A 16,675-nucleotide genomic window follows, 5' to 3' on the forward strand; every position below is an offset into this window, starting at 1 on the left:
GCCCGCGCCAAAGCGCGCAAGCTCGCACAGAGCCAGTCCGCTGAACCCGCAGCAAACGCTGAGCAACCACAGGTGGACGCCGGACAGTCACCGGCTGGATCTGCACCGGTTGATCCGCGCAAAGCCGCCGTTGAAGCAGCGATTGCCCGCGCCAAAGCGCGCAAGCTCGCGCAGAACCAGCCAGCAGAATCGACCGCAAACGCTGAGCAACCACAGGTGGACGCCGGACAGTCACCGGCTGAACCTGCACCGGTCGATCCACGCAAAGCCGCGGTTGAAGCGGCGATTGCCCGCGCCAAAGCGCGCAAATCAGAACAACTACAAGCCGCCACGCAAACTGATGAGGTCTCGTCTTTTGCGCAGGCCGCCAATGACGACCCGCGCAAAGCCGCCGTCGCCGCAGCCATCGCCCGTGTTCAGGCGAAGAAGGCCGCACAGCAAGCCGTTAACGAGGATTAAATGGTTTTCAGAATCGCAAGTTCCCCTTACACCCATAACCAGCGCCAGACCTCACGTATCATGCTGCTGGTGACGCTCGCGGCCGTGCCGGGCATTGCTGCGCAATTGTGGTTTTTCGGTTGGGGGACACTGATACAGCTCATTCTCGCCATTATCAGCGCGCTGGCTGCCGAAGCGCTGGTACTGAAATTACGCAAGCAGAACGTTAGCGCGATCCTGGCGGACAACTCTGCCCTGTTAACCGGTCTGCTGCTGGCTATCAGTATTCCCTCTTTCGCCCCGTGGTGGATGGTGGTGCTTGGCACCGTGTTCGCAGTAGTTATCGCCAAGCAGCTTTACGGCGGTTTAGGCCACAACCCGTTTAACCCGGCAATGATTGGCTATGTGGTGCTGTTAATCTCCTTCCCGGTGCAGATGACCAGCTGGCTGCCGCCCTATGAAATCGCACGCACCGTTCCCGGCTTTATCGATGCGTTACAGGTTATTTTCACCGGTCACACTGCCGCTGGCGCAAATATGGAAACGCTGCGCATTGGTATCGATGGCATCAGCCAGGCGACGCCGCTCGACACCTTTAAAACTTCATTGCATGCCGGACACAGCGTCGAGCAGATCCTGCGCTCCCCTATCTATAGCGGCGTGCTAGCTGGTGCTGGCTGGCAGTGGGTCAACCTCGGCTATCTGGCCGGTGGTCTGTTCCTGCTGTGGCAAAAAACTATTCGCTGGCATATCCCGGTAAGCTTCCTGCTGACTCTGGCGATTTGCGCCACACTCGGCTGGGTTTTCGCCCCGCAGTCGCTGGCTGCGCCGCAATTGCATCTGTTCTCTGGCGCGACCATGCTGGGTGCGTTTTTCATTCTGACCGATCCGGTTACCGCTTCGACCACCAACAAAGGCCGGCTGATTTTTGGCGCGCTGGCGGGCGTGCTGGTGTGGCTTATCCGCAGTTTTGGCGGCTACCCGGATGGCGTGGCCTTTGCCGTATTACTGGCAAATATTACCGTGCCGTTGATTGATTACTACACGCGTCCGCGCGTGTACGGGCATCGTTAAGGAGCCGCCATGCTAAAGACAATGCGTAAACATGGCGTGACGCTGGCGCTGTTCGCCGCAGGTTCTACCGGGCTGACCGCCGCAATAGACCAAATGACCAAAACCACCATTGCCGACCAGGCCGCGCTGCAACAAAAAGCGCTGTTTGATCAGGTGATCCCGGGCGACAGCTATAATAACTCGCTGCAACAGAGCTGTTTTCTGGTCAGCGATCCGGCGCTTGGCAAAGGACAACACCATGTGTGGATCGCCAAAAAAGATGACAAGCCGGTTGCTGCAGTCCTTGAGGCGACCGCACCGGACGGTTACTCAGGCGCCATCCAGCTGCTTGTCGGCGCAGATTTCAGCGGCACGGTGCTGGGTGTGCGGGTGACGGAGCACCATGAAACCCCGGGTCTCGGCGATAAGATTGAGCTGCGAATTTCTGACTGGGTCACCCACTTCGCCGGGAAGCGGATTGACGGCGCGGCCGATAGCCACTTTGCGGTGAAAAAAGATGGCGGTGATTTTGATCAGTTTACCGGTGCGACCATTACGCCGCGCGCGGTCGTTAACGCGGTGAAACGGACCGGCCTGTACGCGATGACACTACCGGAACAGCTTTCCCGTTTACCGGGTTGTGGAGAGTAAGCGATGAGCGAAGTGAAAGAGGTTATTGTTCAGGGACTGTGGAAAAACAACTCTGCCCTGGTACAGCTACTGGGTATGTGTCCGCTGCTGGCGGTCACGTCCACTGCCACCAACGCGCTGGGTCTGGGGCTGGCGACAACGCTCGTACTCACCCTGACCAACCTGTTTATCTCGCTCCTGCGCCGCTGGACGCCGGATGAGATCCGCATCCCTATCTACGTGATGATCATCGCCTCGGTGGTCAGCGCGGTACAAATGCTGATCAACGCTTATGCGTTCGGGCTTTACCAGTCACTGGGCATTTTTATTCCGCTGATCGTCACCAACTGTATCGTGGTGGGACGTGCTGAAGCGTTTGCGGCCAAAAAAGGCCCGGCACTTTCAGCACTCGATGGTTTCTCTATTGGTATGGGTGCAACCTGCGCCATGTTCGTCCTGGGTTCCCTGCGCGAGATCCTCGGTAACGGTACGCTGTTTGATGGCGCGGATGGCCTGTTAGGCGGCTGGGCGAAGGCGCTGCGCATAGAAGTGTTCCACACCGATTCCCCGTTCCTGCTGGCGATGTTGCCGCCGGGCGCGTTTATTGGCCTCGGCATGATGCTGGCGGTGAAATACCTTATCGATCAGAAAATGAAAAAACGCCGTGAAGCGGCGGCGACTGCGGAAAACGACAGCACTCAGGCCGCGCCCGGGAAGGCATAATGAATAAAGCAAAACGACTGGAAATTTTAACCCGCTTACGGGAAAACAACCCGCACCCGACTACCGAGCTGAATTTCACCTCACCGTTTGAGTTGCTGATCGCCGTACTGCTCTCCGCGCAGGCCACCGATGTCAGCGTCAATAAAGCTACAGCCCTGCTCTACCCGGTGGCAAACACGCCCAAAGCGATGCTGGAGCTGGGCGTTGAGGGCGTGAAGCAGTACATCAAAACCATCGGCTTGTTTAACAGCAAAGCGGAGAATGTCATCAAGACATGCCGTATTTTGCTGGAAAAACACAATGGCGAAGTGCCGGAAGACAGAGCCGCGCTGGAAGCGCTGCCGGGCGTCGGGCGCAAAACCGCCAATGTGGTACTTAACACCGCGTTTGGCTGGCCAACCATCGCCGTGGATACGCATATTTTTCGCGTCTCTAACCGCACACGTTTCGCGCCGGGTAAAAACGTTGAGGAAGTGGAAGAGAAGCTTTTGAAAGTGGTACCCGCTGAATTTAAAGTCGATTGCCACCACTGGCTGATCCTGCACGGGCGATACACCTGCATCGCCCGTAAGCCGCGCTGCGGCTCCTGCATTATCGAAGATCTGTGCGAGTACGACAGTAAAGTCGATAGTTAACGCCGTCAGAACGGGCGCAGTACCGCCAGCAGAATTATCACCACCACAGCGACAACAGTAATGGTGGTTGCATTACGCAAAGCGCCCATCCCCTTCACCGCTTCACCTGCCGCGATGCGACGCAGCGTGGCAGAGAGAAAACCGTGCAGGCCTGAAAGCAGCAACACTACCACCACCTTGATTATCAGCCACAGATGCGGCATTTGACCGTGCGCAACTACCATTACCGCACCAGCAACCCACAGCAGCACCATTGCAGGCGTGGTGATTTTCCGGCTCCAGCGCCGGACATCGCCCGCCAATGCGACACGCGCGGTGTTATCTGCTTGTGTGGCGCACCAGCCGGCAACAACCGCCATAACCAGCATTCCGCCTATCCAGACGATGGCCGCCGCGATATGTAACGCGTTGAGCCATGGATGAATGTTCATAGTTTGACTCCAGTGTAATAAAGACTGCGGCAAGTCTGACAGCGTAACTGCTCCCTGTCATGAACAATGCGCGACAAAGAGAAATAAAAGATTGATTATTGCTCTCTGGCCGATTACCCAACGAGTAGCGGATAAGAGAACCCGCTGATTTCATGTCATAACTTTATGTGATAACGCTCACGTCTCTGTAAATTACTTAAAATGTCGAATGATTGCGCACAGATCGTGATATTGAGCAAATAATCGTCCACTTATGCGTATTTAATAAGTTTATTCCTTTTTTTAGAAGAAAAAAATCCAACTGACGGCAAATTCGGTCGCTATTGCTAACACAATGTTAAAAAAGAGATTAGCGATGTATAGCAAATGGTTGCAGTGCAAACTTTAATCATGTTTTACAAGAGATATGACCAGATTGACTACATAAACCAGCCCAATACACTACCATTTAGCCAAAATAGCAGAACATATGCCTTAATGTGCAATCTAACCCCCGGACTGTAGTAGAAAAATCCACTTTTATTTCAATGATGAAATTTAACTCTGAATAACAAATAAAAACACCGAGCATTGTAATGCCCTGGATCTATGTAACAGAATATGTCAAAAGACTTGCCTGAACGCGCTGGATAGTGAACATTAACCGCCGTTTTCCCCTCCCAATATAACTATAAGCGTGATGAACTCTGGTCATTGCGCGCTGAACACCCCCGTTAATATGGGATGTAAAAAAAGAGGTATATGTGTCAACTGCAAACAAACCAACGGAAAGCGTCAGCCTGAACGCTTTTAAGCAACCGAAAGCGTTTTATCTGATCTTCTCTATCGAGTTATGGGAACGTTTTGGTTACTACGGCCTGCAAGGGATTATGGCTGTTTACCTGGTGAAACAACTGGGTATGTCAGAAGCGGACTCTATTACACTGTTCTCCTCCTTCAGCGCACTGGTTTATGGCCTGGTTGCCATCGGTGGCTGGCTGGGTGACAAAGTACTGGGCACCAAACGCGTAATCATGCTGGGCGCGATCGTGCTGGCCATCGGTTATGCGCTGGTAGCGTGGTCCGGTCATGACGCGAGCATTGTGTACATGGGCATGGCGGCAATTGCCGTGGGTAATGGTCTGTTTAAAGCCAACCCGTCATCCCTGCTATCCACCTGCTATGCGAAAGACGACCCGCGTCTGGATGGTGCATTTACCATGTACTACATGTCCGTTAACGTCGGTTCGTTCTTCTCCATGCTGGCAACCCCGTGGCTGGCTGCGAAGTTCGGCTGGAGCACTGCGTTTGGTCTGAGCGTGGTGGGTTTGCTGATCACTATCGTTAACTTCGCCTTCTGCAAACGTTGGGTGAAAAATCACGGTTCTAAACCCGATTTCGAACCGCTGCGCGTTGGCTATCTGCTGGCAACCATTGTCGGCATCGTGGCGCTGATTGCTATCGCCACCTGGCTGCTGCACAACCAGGGCATCGCGCGTATGGTGCTGGGCGTTGTGGCGCTGGGTATTATCTGCATCTTCGCCAAAGAGACTTTCGCGCTGAAAGGTGCCGCGCGTCGTAAAATGATCGTCGCCTTTATTCTGATGGTGCAAGCGATTGTCTTCTTCGTACTCTACAGCCAGATGCCGACATCGCTGAACTTCTTTGCTATCCGTAACGTTGAGCACACGCTGTTCGGTATCGCTTTCGAACCTGAACAGTATCAGGCGCTGAACCCGTTCTGGATCATCATTGGTAGCCCGATTCTGGCCGCTATTTATAACAAAATGGGTGATACGCTGCCGATGCCGCACAAATTCGCGATCGGTATGGTGCTGTGCTCCGGCGCGTTCCTGGTGCTGCCGCTGGGCACGAAATTCGCATCTGATGCGGGTATCGTTTCCGTAAGCTGGCTGATCGCAAGCTATGGTCTGCAAAGTATCGGTGAACTGATGATCTCTGGTCTCGGTCTGGCGATGGTTGCGCAACTGGTGCCGCAGCGTCTGATGGGCTTCATTATGGGAAGCTGGTTCCTGACCACGGCTGGCGCGAACATTATCGCCGGCTATGTGGCTAATCAGATGGCGATCCCGGAAAACGTGACCGATCCACTGATGTCACTGAATATCTATGGCACCGTGTTCCTGCAAATTGGTATCGCGACAGCGATTATCGCTTTGCTGATGATCGTCACCGCACCGAAGCTGAACCGCATGACGCAGAGCGAAGATACCACTCGCGACACGTCGGAAACCGCTACGGCATAATCGCCGCGGGGAACTCGAATTATTCAGCCGCTAACGCAAGTTAGCGGCTTTTTTTTTATTCTGCCGCGTAATAACCTATGCCGGAAATCAGCCATAAGGAAAAGATAATGAAACTGTTTTACAAGCCGGGCGCCTGCTCTCTCGCCTCACATATTGCTCTGCGTGAGAGCGGAAAAGATGTGGATCTGGTAAGTGTTGATTTGATGAAAAAACGCCTGGAAAACGGCGATGACTTTTTTGCCATCAACCCGAAAGGACAAATCCCGGCGCTGCTGCTGAATGACAACACTCTGATTACCGAAGGCGTGGCGATTATGCAATACGTTGCTGACAGCGCGCCTGAGAGCCAGTTACTGGCACCTGTTGGCACCCTGCCGCGTTACAAAACGCTGGAGTGGCTGAATTTTATCGCAACCGAGCTGCATAAAGGCTTCACCCCGCTGTTTCGCCCGGATACACCGGAAGAGTACAAACCCACCGTACGCGCTTTACTTGAGAAAAAATTGCACTACGTGAATGAATGCCTGAGCAATAACGCATGGATTAGCGGTGCGAACTTTACCATTGCCGACGGTTATCTGTTCACGGTTCTGCGCTGGGCGCGCGCGGTGAAATTGAATATGGAAGGTCTGTCGAATATTGATGCGTATATGGCGCGTGTTGCCGCTCGCCCTGCGGTGGCGACTGCAATGGCGGCAGAAGGTATTCAGTAGAATGTGAATGCCCGCGTACGCGCTGCTCAGCGGGCAACAATAAAGGCGGGGATCCCCGCCTTTTTTACAGCAATGTCGCGCTAAAAAGATGCTCAGGTTGCGCAATTCTGTCCTGCGCCGCGACCACCTGCAGTTCATACTCCTGCAAATTTTTGGTCGCCAGCATAATTTCATACACCGCCGCCGTTACGTGTTCGAGCGCTTCACGTACGCTCGCCCCCTGCAACAATTTCACCAGTAACAATCCGCTGGTCACATCACCCACTCCGACAGGCTGACGTGCGCCAAAATCCACCAGCGGACGGCTAATGTGCCAGGCTTCACTGGACGTCACCAGCAACATTTCAAAGCGATCGGCGCTCAGTCCCGCGCGCGCCAGGTGTTTCACCAGCACGATTTGCGGCCCCTGCGCAATCAGCTCGCGTGCCGCAGCCACTGCGTCCTCCACCGTGTGGACCGCATGCTCGCAGAGGATCTCCAGCTCAATCAGATTGGGCGCAATGATATCGCTGGCAGGCAAGGCGTGGCGGACATGAAACTCGGCAACGCCAGGCGCAACGATGCAGCCTTTCTCCGGATGCCCCATGACCGGATCGCAGAAATACTTCGCCTGCGGGTTGGCTGCTTTCACCTGGCGGACGATCCCAAGAATATGCTCTCCCTGCTCTGCCGAACCCAGATAACCACTCAGCACCGCGTCGCAGCGTTTCAGTTGGTCAATTGCCGCAATACCCTGCACAATTTCGGTCAGATGGTCTGGCGGCATAACGCTGCCGGTCCATTTGCCGTACTGGGTATGGTTAGAAAACTGCACCGTGTTCAGCGGCCAGACGTTAGCGCCCAAGCGGCGCATCGGAAACTCGGCGGCACTATTCCCCGCATGACCAAAGACCACATGCGATTGAATGGCGAGGATATTCTTCATTGTTGGTAGCCTTGCAGAAGTGGAGCAATAAAAAGAAGGGAGTGATTTCTCACTCCCTTCAGCAGGTCTGTTTTTATTTCCAGCAGATCAAGCAGTAGTTTTTCTTACCGCGGCGCAACAGCGTGTAGCGGCCGAACAGGCGATCGCCATCAGTGAAGAAATACTCCGGATCGGATTGTTTTTCGCCGTTGATGGTAACAGCGTTAGACGCGATGGTTTTACGCGCCTGGCCGCGGGACGGCTGCAGCTCCGAATCCACCAGCGCCTGCATCAGATCGGCACCTTTTTCCATCTCAACCATCGGTACGCCATCCTGCGCCAGCTGTTCAAAATCGGCTTCGCTCAAATCACTCAGCGTACCGTTGAACAGGCTTTCAGTGATGCGTTTAGCGGCGGTTAACCCCTCTTCGCCATGAACCAGACGCGTCACCTGCTCTGCCAGCACATATTGCGCACGCGGCGCTTTACCGCTGTTTTTGTCTTCTTCTTCCAGCGCGTTAATTTCCGCGATGTCCATAAAGGTGAAGAACTTCAGGAAGCGGTAAACGTCCGCGTCGGCGGTGTTGATCCAGAACTGGTAGAACTTATACGGACTGGTTTTCTTCGGATCGAGCCACACCGCGCCGCCTTCGGTTTTACCAAATTTGGTGCCATCGGCTTTGGTGATCAGCGGAACCGTCAGGCCAAACACCTGATTTTGGTGCAGGCGGCGAGTCAGATCGATACCCGACGTGATGTTACCCCACTGGTCGGAGCCGCCAATTTGCAGCACGACATTATGCAGTTCGTTCAGGCAGGCAAAGTCGTAACCCTGCAGCAGGTTGTAGGAAAACTCGGTGAACGAGATGCCGACATCATCGCGGTTCAGGCGCTGCTTGACCGCTTCTTTGTTAATCATCTGGTTAACAGAGAAGTGTTTGCCGATATCGCGCAGGAAGGTCAGCACGTTCATGCTGCCAAACCAGTCGTAGTTATTTGCAGCGATAGCGGAGTTGTCGCCACAGTCGAAATCGAGGAACGGTGCAACCTGTTTGCGGATTTTATCCACCCACTCCTGCACGGTGTCTTCAGTGTTCAGTTTACGCTCAGTGGCTTTAAAACTCGGGTCGCCAATCAGACCGGTCGCGCCACCCACCAGCGCTACTGGCTTGTGGCCAGCCTGCTGGAAGCGTTTCAGGCATAACAATGGAACCAGATGCCCCAAATGCAAGCTGTCAGCGGTGGGATCGAAGCCGCAATAGAGCGCGATCGGGCCCTGCGCCAGTCGCTCTGCTAACGCTTCCTCATCCGTCACCTGAGCCACGAGGCCCCGCTCTTGCAATTGTTTAATCAAGTTACTGCTTGCCATCAAAATCTCCATGTATAAAACGGACTGCACCTTTGCCGGTACACGACTTTTCGCCAGATGCGAAAGGATACTTCATGGGGGGCAGATAGAATAAAGCGCCGGAACACGGAGTGCCAGCGCTTATAGCAACATTTTTCAGGGTTTACGGCGCGAGGCGGTCAATTTTCCACGCATCATTCTCGCGCTGGTATAAAAAACGGTCATGGAGGCGATTGGCACCGCCTTGCCAGAACTCCATCTGGTCAATACTGACGCGATAGCCGCCCCAGAAACTGGGTAACGGGATTTCGCCCTGCTGGAACTTTTGCTTCAGTTCAAGGAACTTGCTTTCCAGAATGCCGCGCGCGGAGATGCGGCTCGATTGTTTCGATACCCAGGCGCCGATTTGGCTGTCACGCGGGCGGCTGTGGAAATACTTCACCACTTCGAGCGTTGAAAGCCGTTCAGCTTTGCCGGTGACCATCACCTGCCGTTCCAGCATATGCCATGGGAACAGCAGACTGACAGCAGGGTTGTTTTCGATGTGATGCGCCTTACGGCTGCCAAGGTTGGTATAGAACACCAGCCCTTTTTCATCATAATGCTTGAGCAATACGATGCGCTGGTAAGGTTGGCCGTTCTCATCCACTGTCGCGACAACCATTGCTGTAGGATCGGCAAGCTGGGCTTCACAGGCCTGCCCCAGCCAGCGTTCAAATAATGCCAACGGTTCGGTGGGAAGGTCGCCGCGACGCAGACCACCTTTGGTGTATTCACGGCGCAGATGCGCGATTTGCTGCAATTGATCGTTATCAGACATGGCGTTAGCGAAAGTAATCATCAGGTGGGGCTATTATGCGCCCCCCTGTGAAAATCTCAACGCTGCGGAATAAGCTGGCAATTATTCAGTACGATGCGATCGCGCTTGTAGACGGTCGCACTCTCACCCTTCGACCAGAAAACGTAGACGCCATCCGTGTAACGTGCGCCGGAGGCTGAAAGCCCTTGCTGTAAGGTCAGCAATTTATCATCCCAGACAAAACTCGCCTGCTGGCGGGTGTTATTAATTTTCACGGTGAGCGGTTTTTCGTCGCACTGGTAAACCAGCGTATCGGTATGCATGCGTTCTACAAACTGATTGTAATAGCTGCATCCGGCAAGCAGTGCGGGCAGACAGGCGATGACTATTTTTTTCATAGAGTATTCCCGGGACGGTCCTGGTCACGGAGGGCGAAACGCCCTCCCTAAGCCTGGTCAGTCTAGCCCGGTGCAACTAAAGTGAAATGCGGTTAACTCTGATTCTGCCGCGGGTTAGCAGGGTAAATCGCGCCGAGCACCGAGGCAGCGGACGCGCCGGTGACAGAGGGAAGATTGCCAGGCAGTCCGGCCAGAGTTCGCCACGCAAGCCAGGCAAACGCCAGCGCTTCCATGTCGTCGCCGCTGATACCGGCTTCATCCGTGGTGGTGACTTCTGTACCTGGCAAAAGCCCCGCCAGACGCGCCATGACCAGCGGATTTCGACTCCCCCCACCACAGACCAGCAGGCGTTCACAACCGCCACTGAGCAGCACCTGCTCGGAAATTGTCACCGCCGTCAGTTCAGCCAGCGTGGCCTGCACATCGCTGGCGCTTACCCCCGGGAAGTGCGCCAGGTTGCGTTCCAGCCAGCTGTAGTTAAAGTATTCACGACCGGTACTTTTCGGTGCAGGCGTGGCAAAGTAGGCATCGCTTAGCATGTTTTGCAGGAGCGGCAGCACCACTTTACCTTCGCTCGCCCACTGCGCGTCTTTGTCGTAGGGTTTGCCTTTTTGCCGCCAAATCCATGCGTCCATGAGCATGTTGCCAGGTCCGGTGTCATAGCCTCTGACCGGCTGGCCGGGGATCAGAAGCGATAAATTGGCGATGCCACCAATGTTGAGCACCATGCGCCGTTCTACCGGGTGCGCCAGCAGTGCATGGTGAAAGGCCGGCACCAGCGGCGCGCCCTGCCCGCCAAGCGCGATATCACGGCGGCGAAAATCACCGACCACCGTCACCCCCGTACGCGCCGCGATATGGTTATTGTCACCAATCTGCAAAGTATGCGGCGCAATGCCTGTCGGCTCATGCCAGACGGTTTGCCCGTGACAGCCAATCGCGACGATATCTTCCGGGTGGAGTTGCTCTCGGTCCATTAACGCCAGCACCGCGTCGGCAAACAACTTGCCCAGTTGGGTATCCAGCCGCCCCAGTTGCGAAAGTGTAAGTTGCTGTCCCTGGCAAATGCCAAGAATCGCCTCTTTTAACGGCAGCGGAATCGGAAACGTCAGGCTCGCTTGCTGCGCGACCATGGTTTCATCGATTGCCGCCAGCACCACATCAACCCCATCCAGACTTGTTCCAGACATCACCCCAATGTAGCGACCCGATTTCATACGCCTTCCTTTAATGCATGACCGAAGGGCACCACTCCACCATAAAGCGGGGGTTAACGCCATCGGCTGCAAACACTTTTTAACAATCGGATGATTTTCCGTTAAGTGAAATTACGCCGTGCTGCGCTTATAATCGCTTCGTTTAAATCTGGTTAAACTCGCGTTGATTATTATTTTGCCGGGATTTGGCAGAAGATATGACCTGGTATTGCTAAAATGCCATATAATTTAACCATGTCGGATGCCCGCAAGGGCGTTTCATGGTGAACAGGAGATTCATAAATGATGTTACGTGCACTGGCAGTTTCGCTGATTGGTTTTACTTTGGCTGGCTGCGTGAATAACGACACGCTTTCCGGTGATGTCTACTCTGCATCCGAAGCTAAACAGGTGCAGAATGTCACTTACGGCACCATTGTTAACGTCCGTCCGGTACAGATTCAGGGTGGCGACGAAAACAATGTTATCGGCGCGCTTGGCGGTGCAGTGCTGGGTGGTTTCCTTGGCAATACTGTTGGCGGCGGCACGGGACGTTCTCTCGCCACCGCAGCAGGCGCGGTAGCCGGTGGTGTTGCAGGGCAATCCGTCCAGGGTTCACTGAATAAAACGCAGGGTGTTGAGCTGGAAATTCGTAAAGATGATGGCAACACCATTATGGTCGTGCAGAAACAGGGCAACACCCGTTTCTCCGCAGGCCAGCGCGTCGTGATGGCAAGCAACGGTCGTCAGATTACCGTTTCCCCGCGTTAATTCCCGCATTAGGTGGTCACGCCAGTGGCCGCCCTTTCATATTGCCAATACTGAATGTTGATGTAAAAAAGCCTTGCGGATGCAAGGCTTTGCTGGTCAGTCTCGCGACTGAAGCTCATTGATGTTTTGTTCCAGTCGAGCAATCATTTTAATCAACTGATCGAGTTCTTCCGCAGAGATCCCGGAAAGTATTTCCCCCCGGGTTTTACGAATAACCGTCTCCATCTCTTCAATGATTGGGTCCGCTTTTTCTGTCAATTTGATCCGCTTTGCCCGGCGATCGTTGGCGCAGGTCTGGCGAGAAATAAGGCCTTTCTCTTCCAGTTGATCCAGCGTACGCACCAGCGAAGGCTGCTCAATGCCAATCGCTTTTGCCAGTTGAATTTGCGACTGATCGGGCGGCAGCTGATGAATATTATGCAGCGTTACCCAGTGAGTCTGCGTTAATTCCAGAGGTTTCAGGCGATGGTCAATCAAAGCGCGCCAGACGCGCACTAAGCGTGCCAGATCAGAACCTAATGGCGATTCCAATTTCATCTCCTTATAATTAGCTTGCTAAGTTATTATACTCATTTTAGAATAGTTTGCAGTATTTATATTGGTAAAACAAATGTATTGCGGTTCTCGCCGGGGCTTACGCTGAGATTCCACCTGCCTTAGCAACACGCAGTGGTTGGTACTTATCTAATGATAATCATCAATCTGGCGATCCGTTAGGTTGCACAGGACACAAAGTGTGAAGTTGAACTCAAGTTTCCCGAACTTACCCCTGCAAGATCTGATTTTTGGCGCATCGGTCTATTTCCCTCCCGTATTTAAAGTGGTCATGCTGGGCTTTTTGTTCTGGCTTATTGCTCATCGCCTGTTGCGCGGGTGGATTTATGCGGGTGATATCTGGCACCCCATCCTGATGGATCTCTCCTTGTTTGTTATTGCGCTGAGCCTCGCCCTCGGCTTGCTAATTGTGTGGTAATTATGCGCCTGAAATCCCTGAAGTATTTTTCTACTCTCCTGGTGCTGGCTGTGGCGATTGTCGCGGCCTGGTGGATGTGGAACTTTTATATGCAGTCCCCCTGGACGCGTGACGGAAAGATCCGCGCTGAGCAGGTCAGTATCACACCGCAGGTCTCAGGCAGCATCAGCGAACTGAAGGTGAAAGATAACCAGTTGGTTAAAGCGGGCGATGTGCTGTTTCGTATTGACGATACGCCTTACCACATTGCCATACTGAACGCCGAAGCCCAACTGGCTCGTATGCAAACCGATCTGGCAAAAGCGAATAATGAAGCCAATCGCCGTCGCCATCTCTCACAAAACTACATCTCCGCAGAAGATCTCGATACTGCCAATATTAGTGTTAAAGCCGCGCAGGCAAGCGTTGCGGCAGCGCAGGCACAACTTGCGCAGGCACAATGGCAATTGGCGCAAACAGTAGTTAAGGCACCGGTAGACGGCTGGGTCACCAACCTTTCCACCCGTTCTGGCAATTACGCTACCGCCGGGCAACCGGTTTTCGCGCTGGTCGATAGCCATTCGTTTTATGTGATGGGTTACTTTGAAGAGACCAAGTTGCGCCATATTCATGAAGGGGCAGCAGCGAAAATCGTACTTTATAGTGGAGATGTTACGTTACAGGGTCACGTATCAAGTATTGGTCGCGCGATATATGACCAAAGCGTCGAGACTGACAGCGGGCTGGTTGCCGATATCAAACCGAACGTACCGTGGGTACGGCTGGCGCAGCGTGTGCCGGTACGTATTCAGTTTGATAACCTGCCCGCCGGGCTGACGCTGGTTTCCGGCACCACGTGCACCGTGGCGATTGGCGGTCAGTAATGAAATCGCCTGTCTGGCTCTGGCAAAATCTGCCATGGGTAAAAGCCACGGTCGGGCAGTGGCGCTATGCGCTGCGCAACGGTATCGCGATGTGTCTGGCGCTCACGGTGGCTTATTATCTCGATCTCGATGAACCGTACTGGGCCATGACATCCGCAGCCGTTGTCAGCTTCCCCACCGTCGGCGGCGTGATCAGTAAAAGCCTTGGCCGTATTGCCGGGAGCCTGCTTGGGGCGAGCGCGGCACTGATCATTGCCGGTCAGACACTCAACGATCCGTGGCTGTTTCTGTTCGCCATGGCCACCTGGATTGGCTTTTGTACCTGGGCTTGCGCGCAGTTCACCAATAATGTCGCCTATGCCTTTCAACTGGCGGGTTATACCGCCGCGATTATCGCGTTCGCCATGGTCGATGTGACCGATATTACGGAGCTGTGGGACATTGCTCAGGCGCGCGTGTGCGAAGTGATCCTGGGCATTTTGTGCGGCGGCATGATGATGATGATCCTGCCCGGCAACGCGGACGGAACCACCCTGCTGTCAGCATTGAAAAAAATGCATGCCCGGTTGCTGGAGCATGCAAGCCTTCTATGGCAGCCAGAAACCACAGACGCTATCCGCACCGCCCATGAGAGCGTTATCGGCCAGATCCTCACCACCAATTTGCTGCGCATTCAGGCGTTCTGGAGCCATTACCGTTTTCGGCGGCAAAACAGTTTGCTTACCTGGTTACTGCACCAACAGCTTCGCATGACCAGTGTGATCTCCAGCCTGCGCAGAATGTTGCTGAACTGGCCCGACGCGCCGGATAACTTGCGCCCGGTTCTTGAGCAACTGCTCTCCGAGCTTGCTCACCCGCGCGCGGATGCGCTTACCGTCGCACGGATTATCGCCCCGCTCGCGCCCGGAGAAAGCGACGATTACCGGCACCATGCATTCTGGCAGCGCTTACGCTACTTCTGCCGTTTATACCTCACCAGTAGTCGCTGGCTGGCGCGCGTGGAGAATGCTTCGCCAGTCAGCAGTTATACGCCGCCGCGAAGCCCGGGATTGATGCGTGATACGTATAATGCCGAAGCGCTATGGAGCGGCATTCGTACCTTTTGCGCGCTGAGTCTGGTCGGCGCATGGAGCATCAATACGCAGTGGGAATCGGGCTCGGCGGCGCTGACACTTGCGGCTATCAGCTGTGTGCTTTACTCCGTCTCACCCGCGCCGTTTAACTCCCTGACACTGCTGTTGCGTACCTTAATTTTGCTGTCGCTGTTCAGCTTTATGGTGAAATTCGGCCTGATGGTGCAAATCAGCGAGCTGGCGGTGTTTCTGCTGTTTCTCTTCCCGCTGTTAACCACCCTGCAATTGTTGAAATTACAAATGCCAAAGCTGGCCGGGTTGTGGGGGCAGTTGATTGTTTTTATGGGCTCGTTTATCGCCGTGACCAATCCACCGGTTTATGACTTTGCGGACTTCTTAAATGACAACCTGGCGAAGATCTCAGGCGTCGCGCTGGCGTGGCTCGCGTTTGCCGTGTTACGTCCGGGCTCAGATGCCCGCAAAAGTCGGCGTCACATTCGCACGCTGCGCCGCAGTTTTGTCGATCAACTTAGCCGCCTGCCACAGCTGAGCGAGCATGAGTTTGAATCGGTGGTTTATCACCACATTAGCCAGTTAAGCCATAGCCAGGACGCGCAAGCACGGCGCTGGTTGCTGCGCTGGGGGGTTGTGTTATTGAATTGCTCGCATGTTGTCTGGCAGCTACGCGACTGGGAAATCCGCTCGGATCCCCTCGCCAAAGTCCGCGAGTTATGCATTGTCTTATTGCGGGATGTGATGAGTGAGCGTGGTGTCCGGCAACGAACGCTTTCTGCCACGCTGACCGAGCTGCAGCGGATTAGCGCGGTGCTGGGTAAACATCACCAGCCGGCCGCGCAGGAGCTGGCCTCGGTTGTCTGGCGCTTATATTGCGCGCTATCGCAGCTGGAGCAAGCCCCGGCAGCCGGAACGCTTACTTGATAACGCCGCAGGCGTAACGTGCGCCGCCACCGCCGAGCGGTTTCGGTTGATCGGACATATTATCGCCGCCCACGTGCACCATCAGCGCTTTGCCTTTCACATCCGCGAGTTTTTTCAGACGCGGCGCCACCACCGGGTCGGTCGCTTTACCGTCATTGTTGACCACCAGCACCGGCAGGTCGCCTAAATGTCCGGCGCCTTCTGGCCCTTCATGCTTGCCGGTATGCTGCGGATCGAGGTGCCCCCCTGCCGCTTCAGCAGCAGAGGCTTTCCCCTCTTTAATAGCAGGCTGGCAACTGCCTTTGGCATGGACGTGAAAACCATGCTCACCGGGCGGCAGGGCTTTCAGATCGGGCGCAAATTCCAGCCCCTTATCGGTTTCGCTGATTTTTACACTACCAACAGACTGCCCAACGCCCTGCGCAGTGACCAGGTTCATTTCCACTTTTTCACTAGCGGCTTGCGCCCCAGCGCAAACCACGAGCGCCAGCACAGCCAGACTAAAACGCTTCATATGACCTCCTTCGGTCTGTTTTAACCCT

The 16,675-nt window shown here is 54.5% G+C and carries 18 protein-coding genes and 1 pseudogene; 11 read left to right on the forward strand and 8 right to left on the reverse strand.

The window, feature by feature from the left end:
* The 5 genes and pseudogenes from AAIG26_RS09965 to nth form a co-directional block, all read left to right on the forward strand.
* Positions 1–459, forward strand: a pseudogene (locus tag AAIG26_RS09965) (electron transport complex subunit RsxC); the annotation flags it as partial.
* A complete protein-coding gene (gene rsxD / locus AAIG26_RS09970; protein ID WP_016496269.1) occupies positions 460–1,512 on the forward strand; it encodes an electron transport complex subunit RsxD in 1,053 nt (350 codons plus the stop codon).
* Positions 1,513–1,521: 9 nt separating this feature from the next.
* Complete coding sequence (rsxG, locus tag AAIG26_RS09975; RefSeq protein ID WP_343179687.1) at positions 1,522–2,142, forward strand: electron transport complex subunit RsxG; 621 nt, start codon at positions 1,522–1,524, stop codon at positions 2,140–2,142.
* A gap of 3 nt (positions 2,143–2,145) precedes the next feature.
* Entirely contained in the window at positions 2,146–2,844 is a 699-nt protein-coding gene (locus AAIG26_RS09980) for an electron transport complex subunit E (RefSeq protein ID WP_016496271.1), read from the forward strand.
* Positions 2,844–3,479, forward strand: coding sequence for an endonuclease III (nth, locus tag AAIG26_RS09985; protein WP_016496272.1), 636 nt, complete (start codon positions 2,844–2,846; stop codon positions 3,477–3,479). The genes AAIG26_RS09980 and nth overlap by 1 nt, the downstream gene beginning before the upstream one ends.
* A gap of 5 nt (positions 3,480–3,484) precedes the next feature.
* On the opposite strand, the gene AAIG26_RS09990 is transcribed toward nth, so the two are convergent.
* Positions 3,485–3,910, reverse strand: coding sequence for a CopD family protein (locus AAIG26_RS09990; RefSeq protein WP_343179688.1), 426 nt, complete (start codon positions 3,908–3,910; stop codon positions 3,485–3,487).
* A gap of 743 nt (positions 3,911–4,653) precedes the next feature.
* On the opposite strand from AAIG26_RS09990, the gene dtpA reads away from it, so the two are divergent.
* Together dtpA and gstA are read left to right on the forward strand one after the other, a co-directional pair.
* Positions 4,654–6,156: a dipeptide/tripeptide permease DtpA gene (gene dtpA, locus AAIG26_RS09995; protein ID WP_016496276.1), complete on the forward strand. Its 1,503-nt coding sequence runs from the start codon at positions 4,654–4,656 to the stop codon at positions 6,154–6,156.
* A 107-nt stretch (positions 6,157–6,263) separates the two neighbouring features.
* Positions 6,264–6,869, forward strand: a complete 606-nt coding sequence (gene gstA, locus AAIG26_RS10000; RefSeq protein WP_343179690.1) for a glutathione transferase GstA — start codon at positions 6,264–6,266, stop codon at positions 6,867–6,869.
* A gap of 64 nt (positions 6,870–6,933) precedes the next feature.
* Here the strand turns inward: gstA and pdxY are convergent, their stop codons facing one another.
* From pdxY to anmK, 5 genes are all read right to left on the reverse strand, one after another.
* Positions 6,934–7,794 carry a pyridoxal kinase PdxY gene (gene pdxY / locus AAIG26_RS10005; RefSeq protein WP_097407077.1) on the reverse strand — a complete coding sequence of 287 codons (861 nt, stop codon included), beginning with the start codon at positions 7,792–7,794 and terminating at the stop codon, positions 6,934–6,936.
* Positions 7,795–7,867: 73 nt separating this feature from the next.
* Positions 7,868–9,142: a tyrosine--tRNA ligase gene (gene tyrS / locus AAIG26_RS10010; protein WP_016496279.1), complete on the reverse strand. Its 1,275-nt coding sequence runs from the start codon at positions 9,140–9,142 to the stop codon at positions 7,868–7,870.
* Positions 9,143–9,284: 142 nt separating this feature from the next.
* Positions 9,285–9,941 (reverse strand): pyridoxamine 5'-phosphate oxidase, encoded by a 657-nt coding sequence (gene pdxH / locus AAIG26_RS10015; protein WP_343180311.1) that lies wholly within the window; start codon positions 9,939–9,941, stop codon positions 9,285–9,287.
* A gap of 56 nt (positions 9,942–9,997) precedes the next feature.
* A complete protein-coding gene (mliC, locus tag AAIG26_RS10020; RefSeq protein WP_016496281.1) occupies positions 9,998–10,318 on the reverse strand; it encodes a C-type lysozyme inhibitor in 321 nt (106 codons plus the stop codon).
* 92 nt (positions 10,319–10,410) lie between these two features.
* Positions 10,411–11,535, reverse strand: a complete 1,125-nt coding sequence (gene anmK, locus AAIG26_RS10025; RefSeq protein ID WP_343179692.1) for an anhydro-N-acetylmuramic acid kinase — start codon at positions 11,533–11,535, stop codon at positions 10,411–10,413.
* 282 nt (positions 11,536–11,817) lie between these two features.
* On the opposite strand from anmK, the gene slyB reads away from it, so the two are divergent.
* Complete coding sequence (gene slyB, locus AAIG26_RS10030; protein WP_016496283.1) at positions 11,818–12,285, forward strand: outer membrane lipoprotein SlyB; 468 nt, start codon at positions 11,818–11,820, stop codon at positions 12,283–12,285.
* 96 nt (positions 12,286–12,381) lie between these two features.
* On the opposite strand, the gene slyA is transcribed toward slyB, so the two are convergent.
* Complete coding sequence (slyA, locus tag AAIG26_RS10035) at positions 12,382–12,822, reverse strand: transcriptional regulator SlyA (RefSeq protein WP_016496284.1); 441 nt, start codon at positions 12,820–12,822, stop codon at positions 12,382–12,384.
* A 199-nt stretch (positions 12,823–13,021) separates the two neighbouring features.
* On the opposite strand from slyA, the gene AAIG26_RS10040 reads away from it, so the two are divergent.
* From AAIG26_RS10040 to AAIG26_RS10050, 3 genes are read left to right on the forward strand one after another with little or no spacing between them, the layout of a single operon-like run.
* Entirely contained in the window at positions 13,022–13,258 is a 237-nt protein-coding gene (locus tag AAIG26_RS10040; RefSeq protein ID WP_086869374.1) for a DUF1656 domain-containing protein, read from the forward strand.
* Positions 13,259–13,260: 2 nt separating this feature from the next.
* Positions 13,261–14,121 carry an HlyD family secretion protein gene (locus tag AAIG26_RS10045; RefSeq protein ID WP_343179693.1) on the forward strand — a complete coding sequence of 287 codons (861 nt, stop codon included), beginning with the start codon at positions 13,261–13,263 and terminating at the stop codon, positions 14,119–14,121.
* Positions 14,121–16,133 (forward strand): FUSC family protein, encoded by a 2,013-nt coding sequence (locus tag AAIG26_RS10050; protein WP_343179695.1) that lies wholly within the window; start codon positions 14,121–14,123, stop codon positions 16,131–16,133. Before AAIG26_RS10045 ends, AAIG26_RS10050 begins: the two co-directional genes overlap by 1 nt.
* Here AAIG26_RS10050 and sodC read toward each other — a convergent pair.
* Positions 16,126–16,647, reverse strand: a complete 522-nt coding sequence (sodC, locus tag AAIG26_RS10055; protein WP_343179697.1) for a superoxide dismutase [Cu-Zn] SodC — start codon at positions 16,645–16,647, stop codon at positions 16,126–16,128. The genes AAIG26_RS10050 and sodC overlap by 8 nt on opposite strands.
* Between the last annotated feature and the right edge of the window lie 28 nt (positions 16,648–16,675).

It is taken from the genome of Kosakonia sp. PSU_27 (genome assembly GCF_039409795.1).
In the GTDB taxonomy this organism is placed as follows: domain Bacteria; phylum Pseudomonadota; class Gammaproteobacteria; order Enterobacterales; family Enterobacteriaceae; genus Kosakonia.

Coding starts and splice junctions, on each gene's coding strand:
- AAIG26_RS09980 (WP_016496271.1), top strand. CDS start 2,146: ATGAGCGAAGTGAAAGAGGTTATTGTTCAGGGACTGTGGAAAAACAAC.
- pdxH (WP_343180311.1), bottom strand. CDS start 9,941: ATGTCTGATAACGATCAATTGCAGCAAATCGCGCATCTGCGCCGTGAA.
- slyA (WP_016496284.1), bottom strand. CDS start 12,822: ATGAAATTGGAATCGCCATTAGGTTCTGATCTGGCACGCTTAGTGCGC.
- gstA (WP_343179690.1), top strand. CDS start 6,264: ATGAAACTGTTTTACAAGCCGGGCGCCTGCTCTCTCGCCTCACATATT.
- AAIG26_RS10050 (WP_343179695.1), top strand. CDS start 14,121: ATGAAATCGCCTGTCTGGCTCTGGCAAAATCTGCCATGGGTAAAAGCC.
- AAIG26_RS10045 (WP_343179693.1), top strand. CDS start 13,261: ATGCGCCTGAAATCCCTGAAGTATTTTTCTACTCTCCTGGTGCTGGCT.
- nth (WP_016496272.1), top strand. CDS start 2,844: ATGAATAAAGCAAAACGACTGGAAATTTTAACCCGCTTACGGGAAAAC.
- tyrS (WP_016496279.1), bottom strand. CDS start 9,142: ATGGCAAGCAGTAACTTGATTAAACAATTGCAAGAGCGGGGCCTCGTG.
- rsxG (WP_343179687.1), top strand. CDS start 1,522: ATGCTAAAGACAATGCGTAAACATGGCGTGACGCTGGCGCTGTTCGCC.
- rsxD (WP_016496269.1), top strand. CDS start 460: ATGGTTTTCAGAATCGCAAGTTCCCCTTACACCCATAACCAGCGCCAG.
- mliC (WP_016496281.1), bottom strand. CDS start 10,318: ATGAAAAAAATAGTCATCGCCTGTCTGCCCGCACTGCTTGCCGGATGC.
- anmK (WP_343179692.1), bottom strand. CDS start 11,535: ATGAAATCGGGTCGCTACATTGGGGTGATGTCTGGAACAAGTCTGGAT.
- sodC (WP_343179697.1), bottom strand. CDS start 16,647: ATGAAGCGTTTTAGTCTGGCTGTGCTGGCGCTCGTGGTTTGCGCTGGG.
- slyB (WP_016496283.1), top strand. CDS start 11,818: ATGATGTTACGTGCACTGGCAGTTTCGCTGATTGGTTTTACTTTGGCT.
- AAIG26_RS09990 (WP_343179688.1), bottom strand. CDS start 3,910: ATGAACATTCATCCATGGCTCAACGCGTTACATATCGCGGCGGCCATC.
- pdxY (WP_097407077.1), bottom strand. CDS start 7,794: ATGAAGAATATCCTCGCCATTCAATCGCATGTGGTCTTTGGTCATGCG.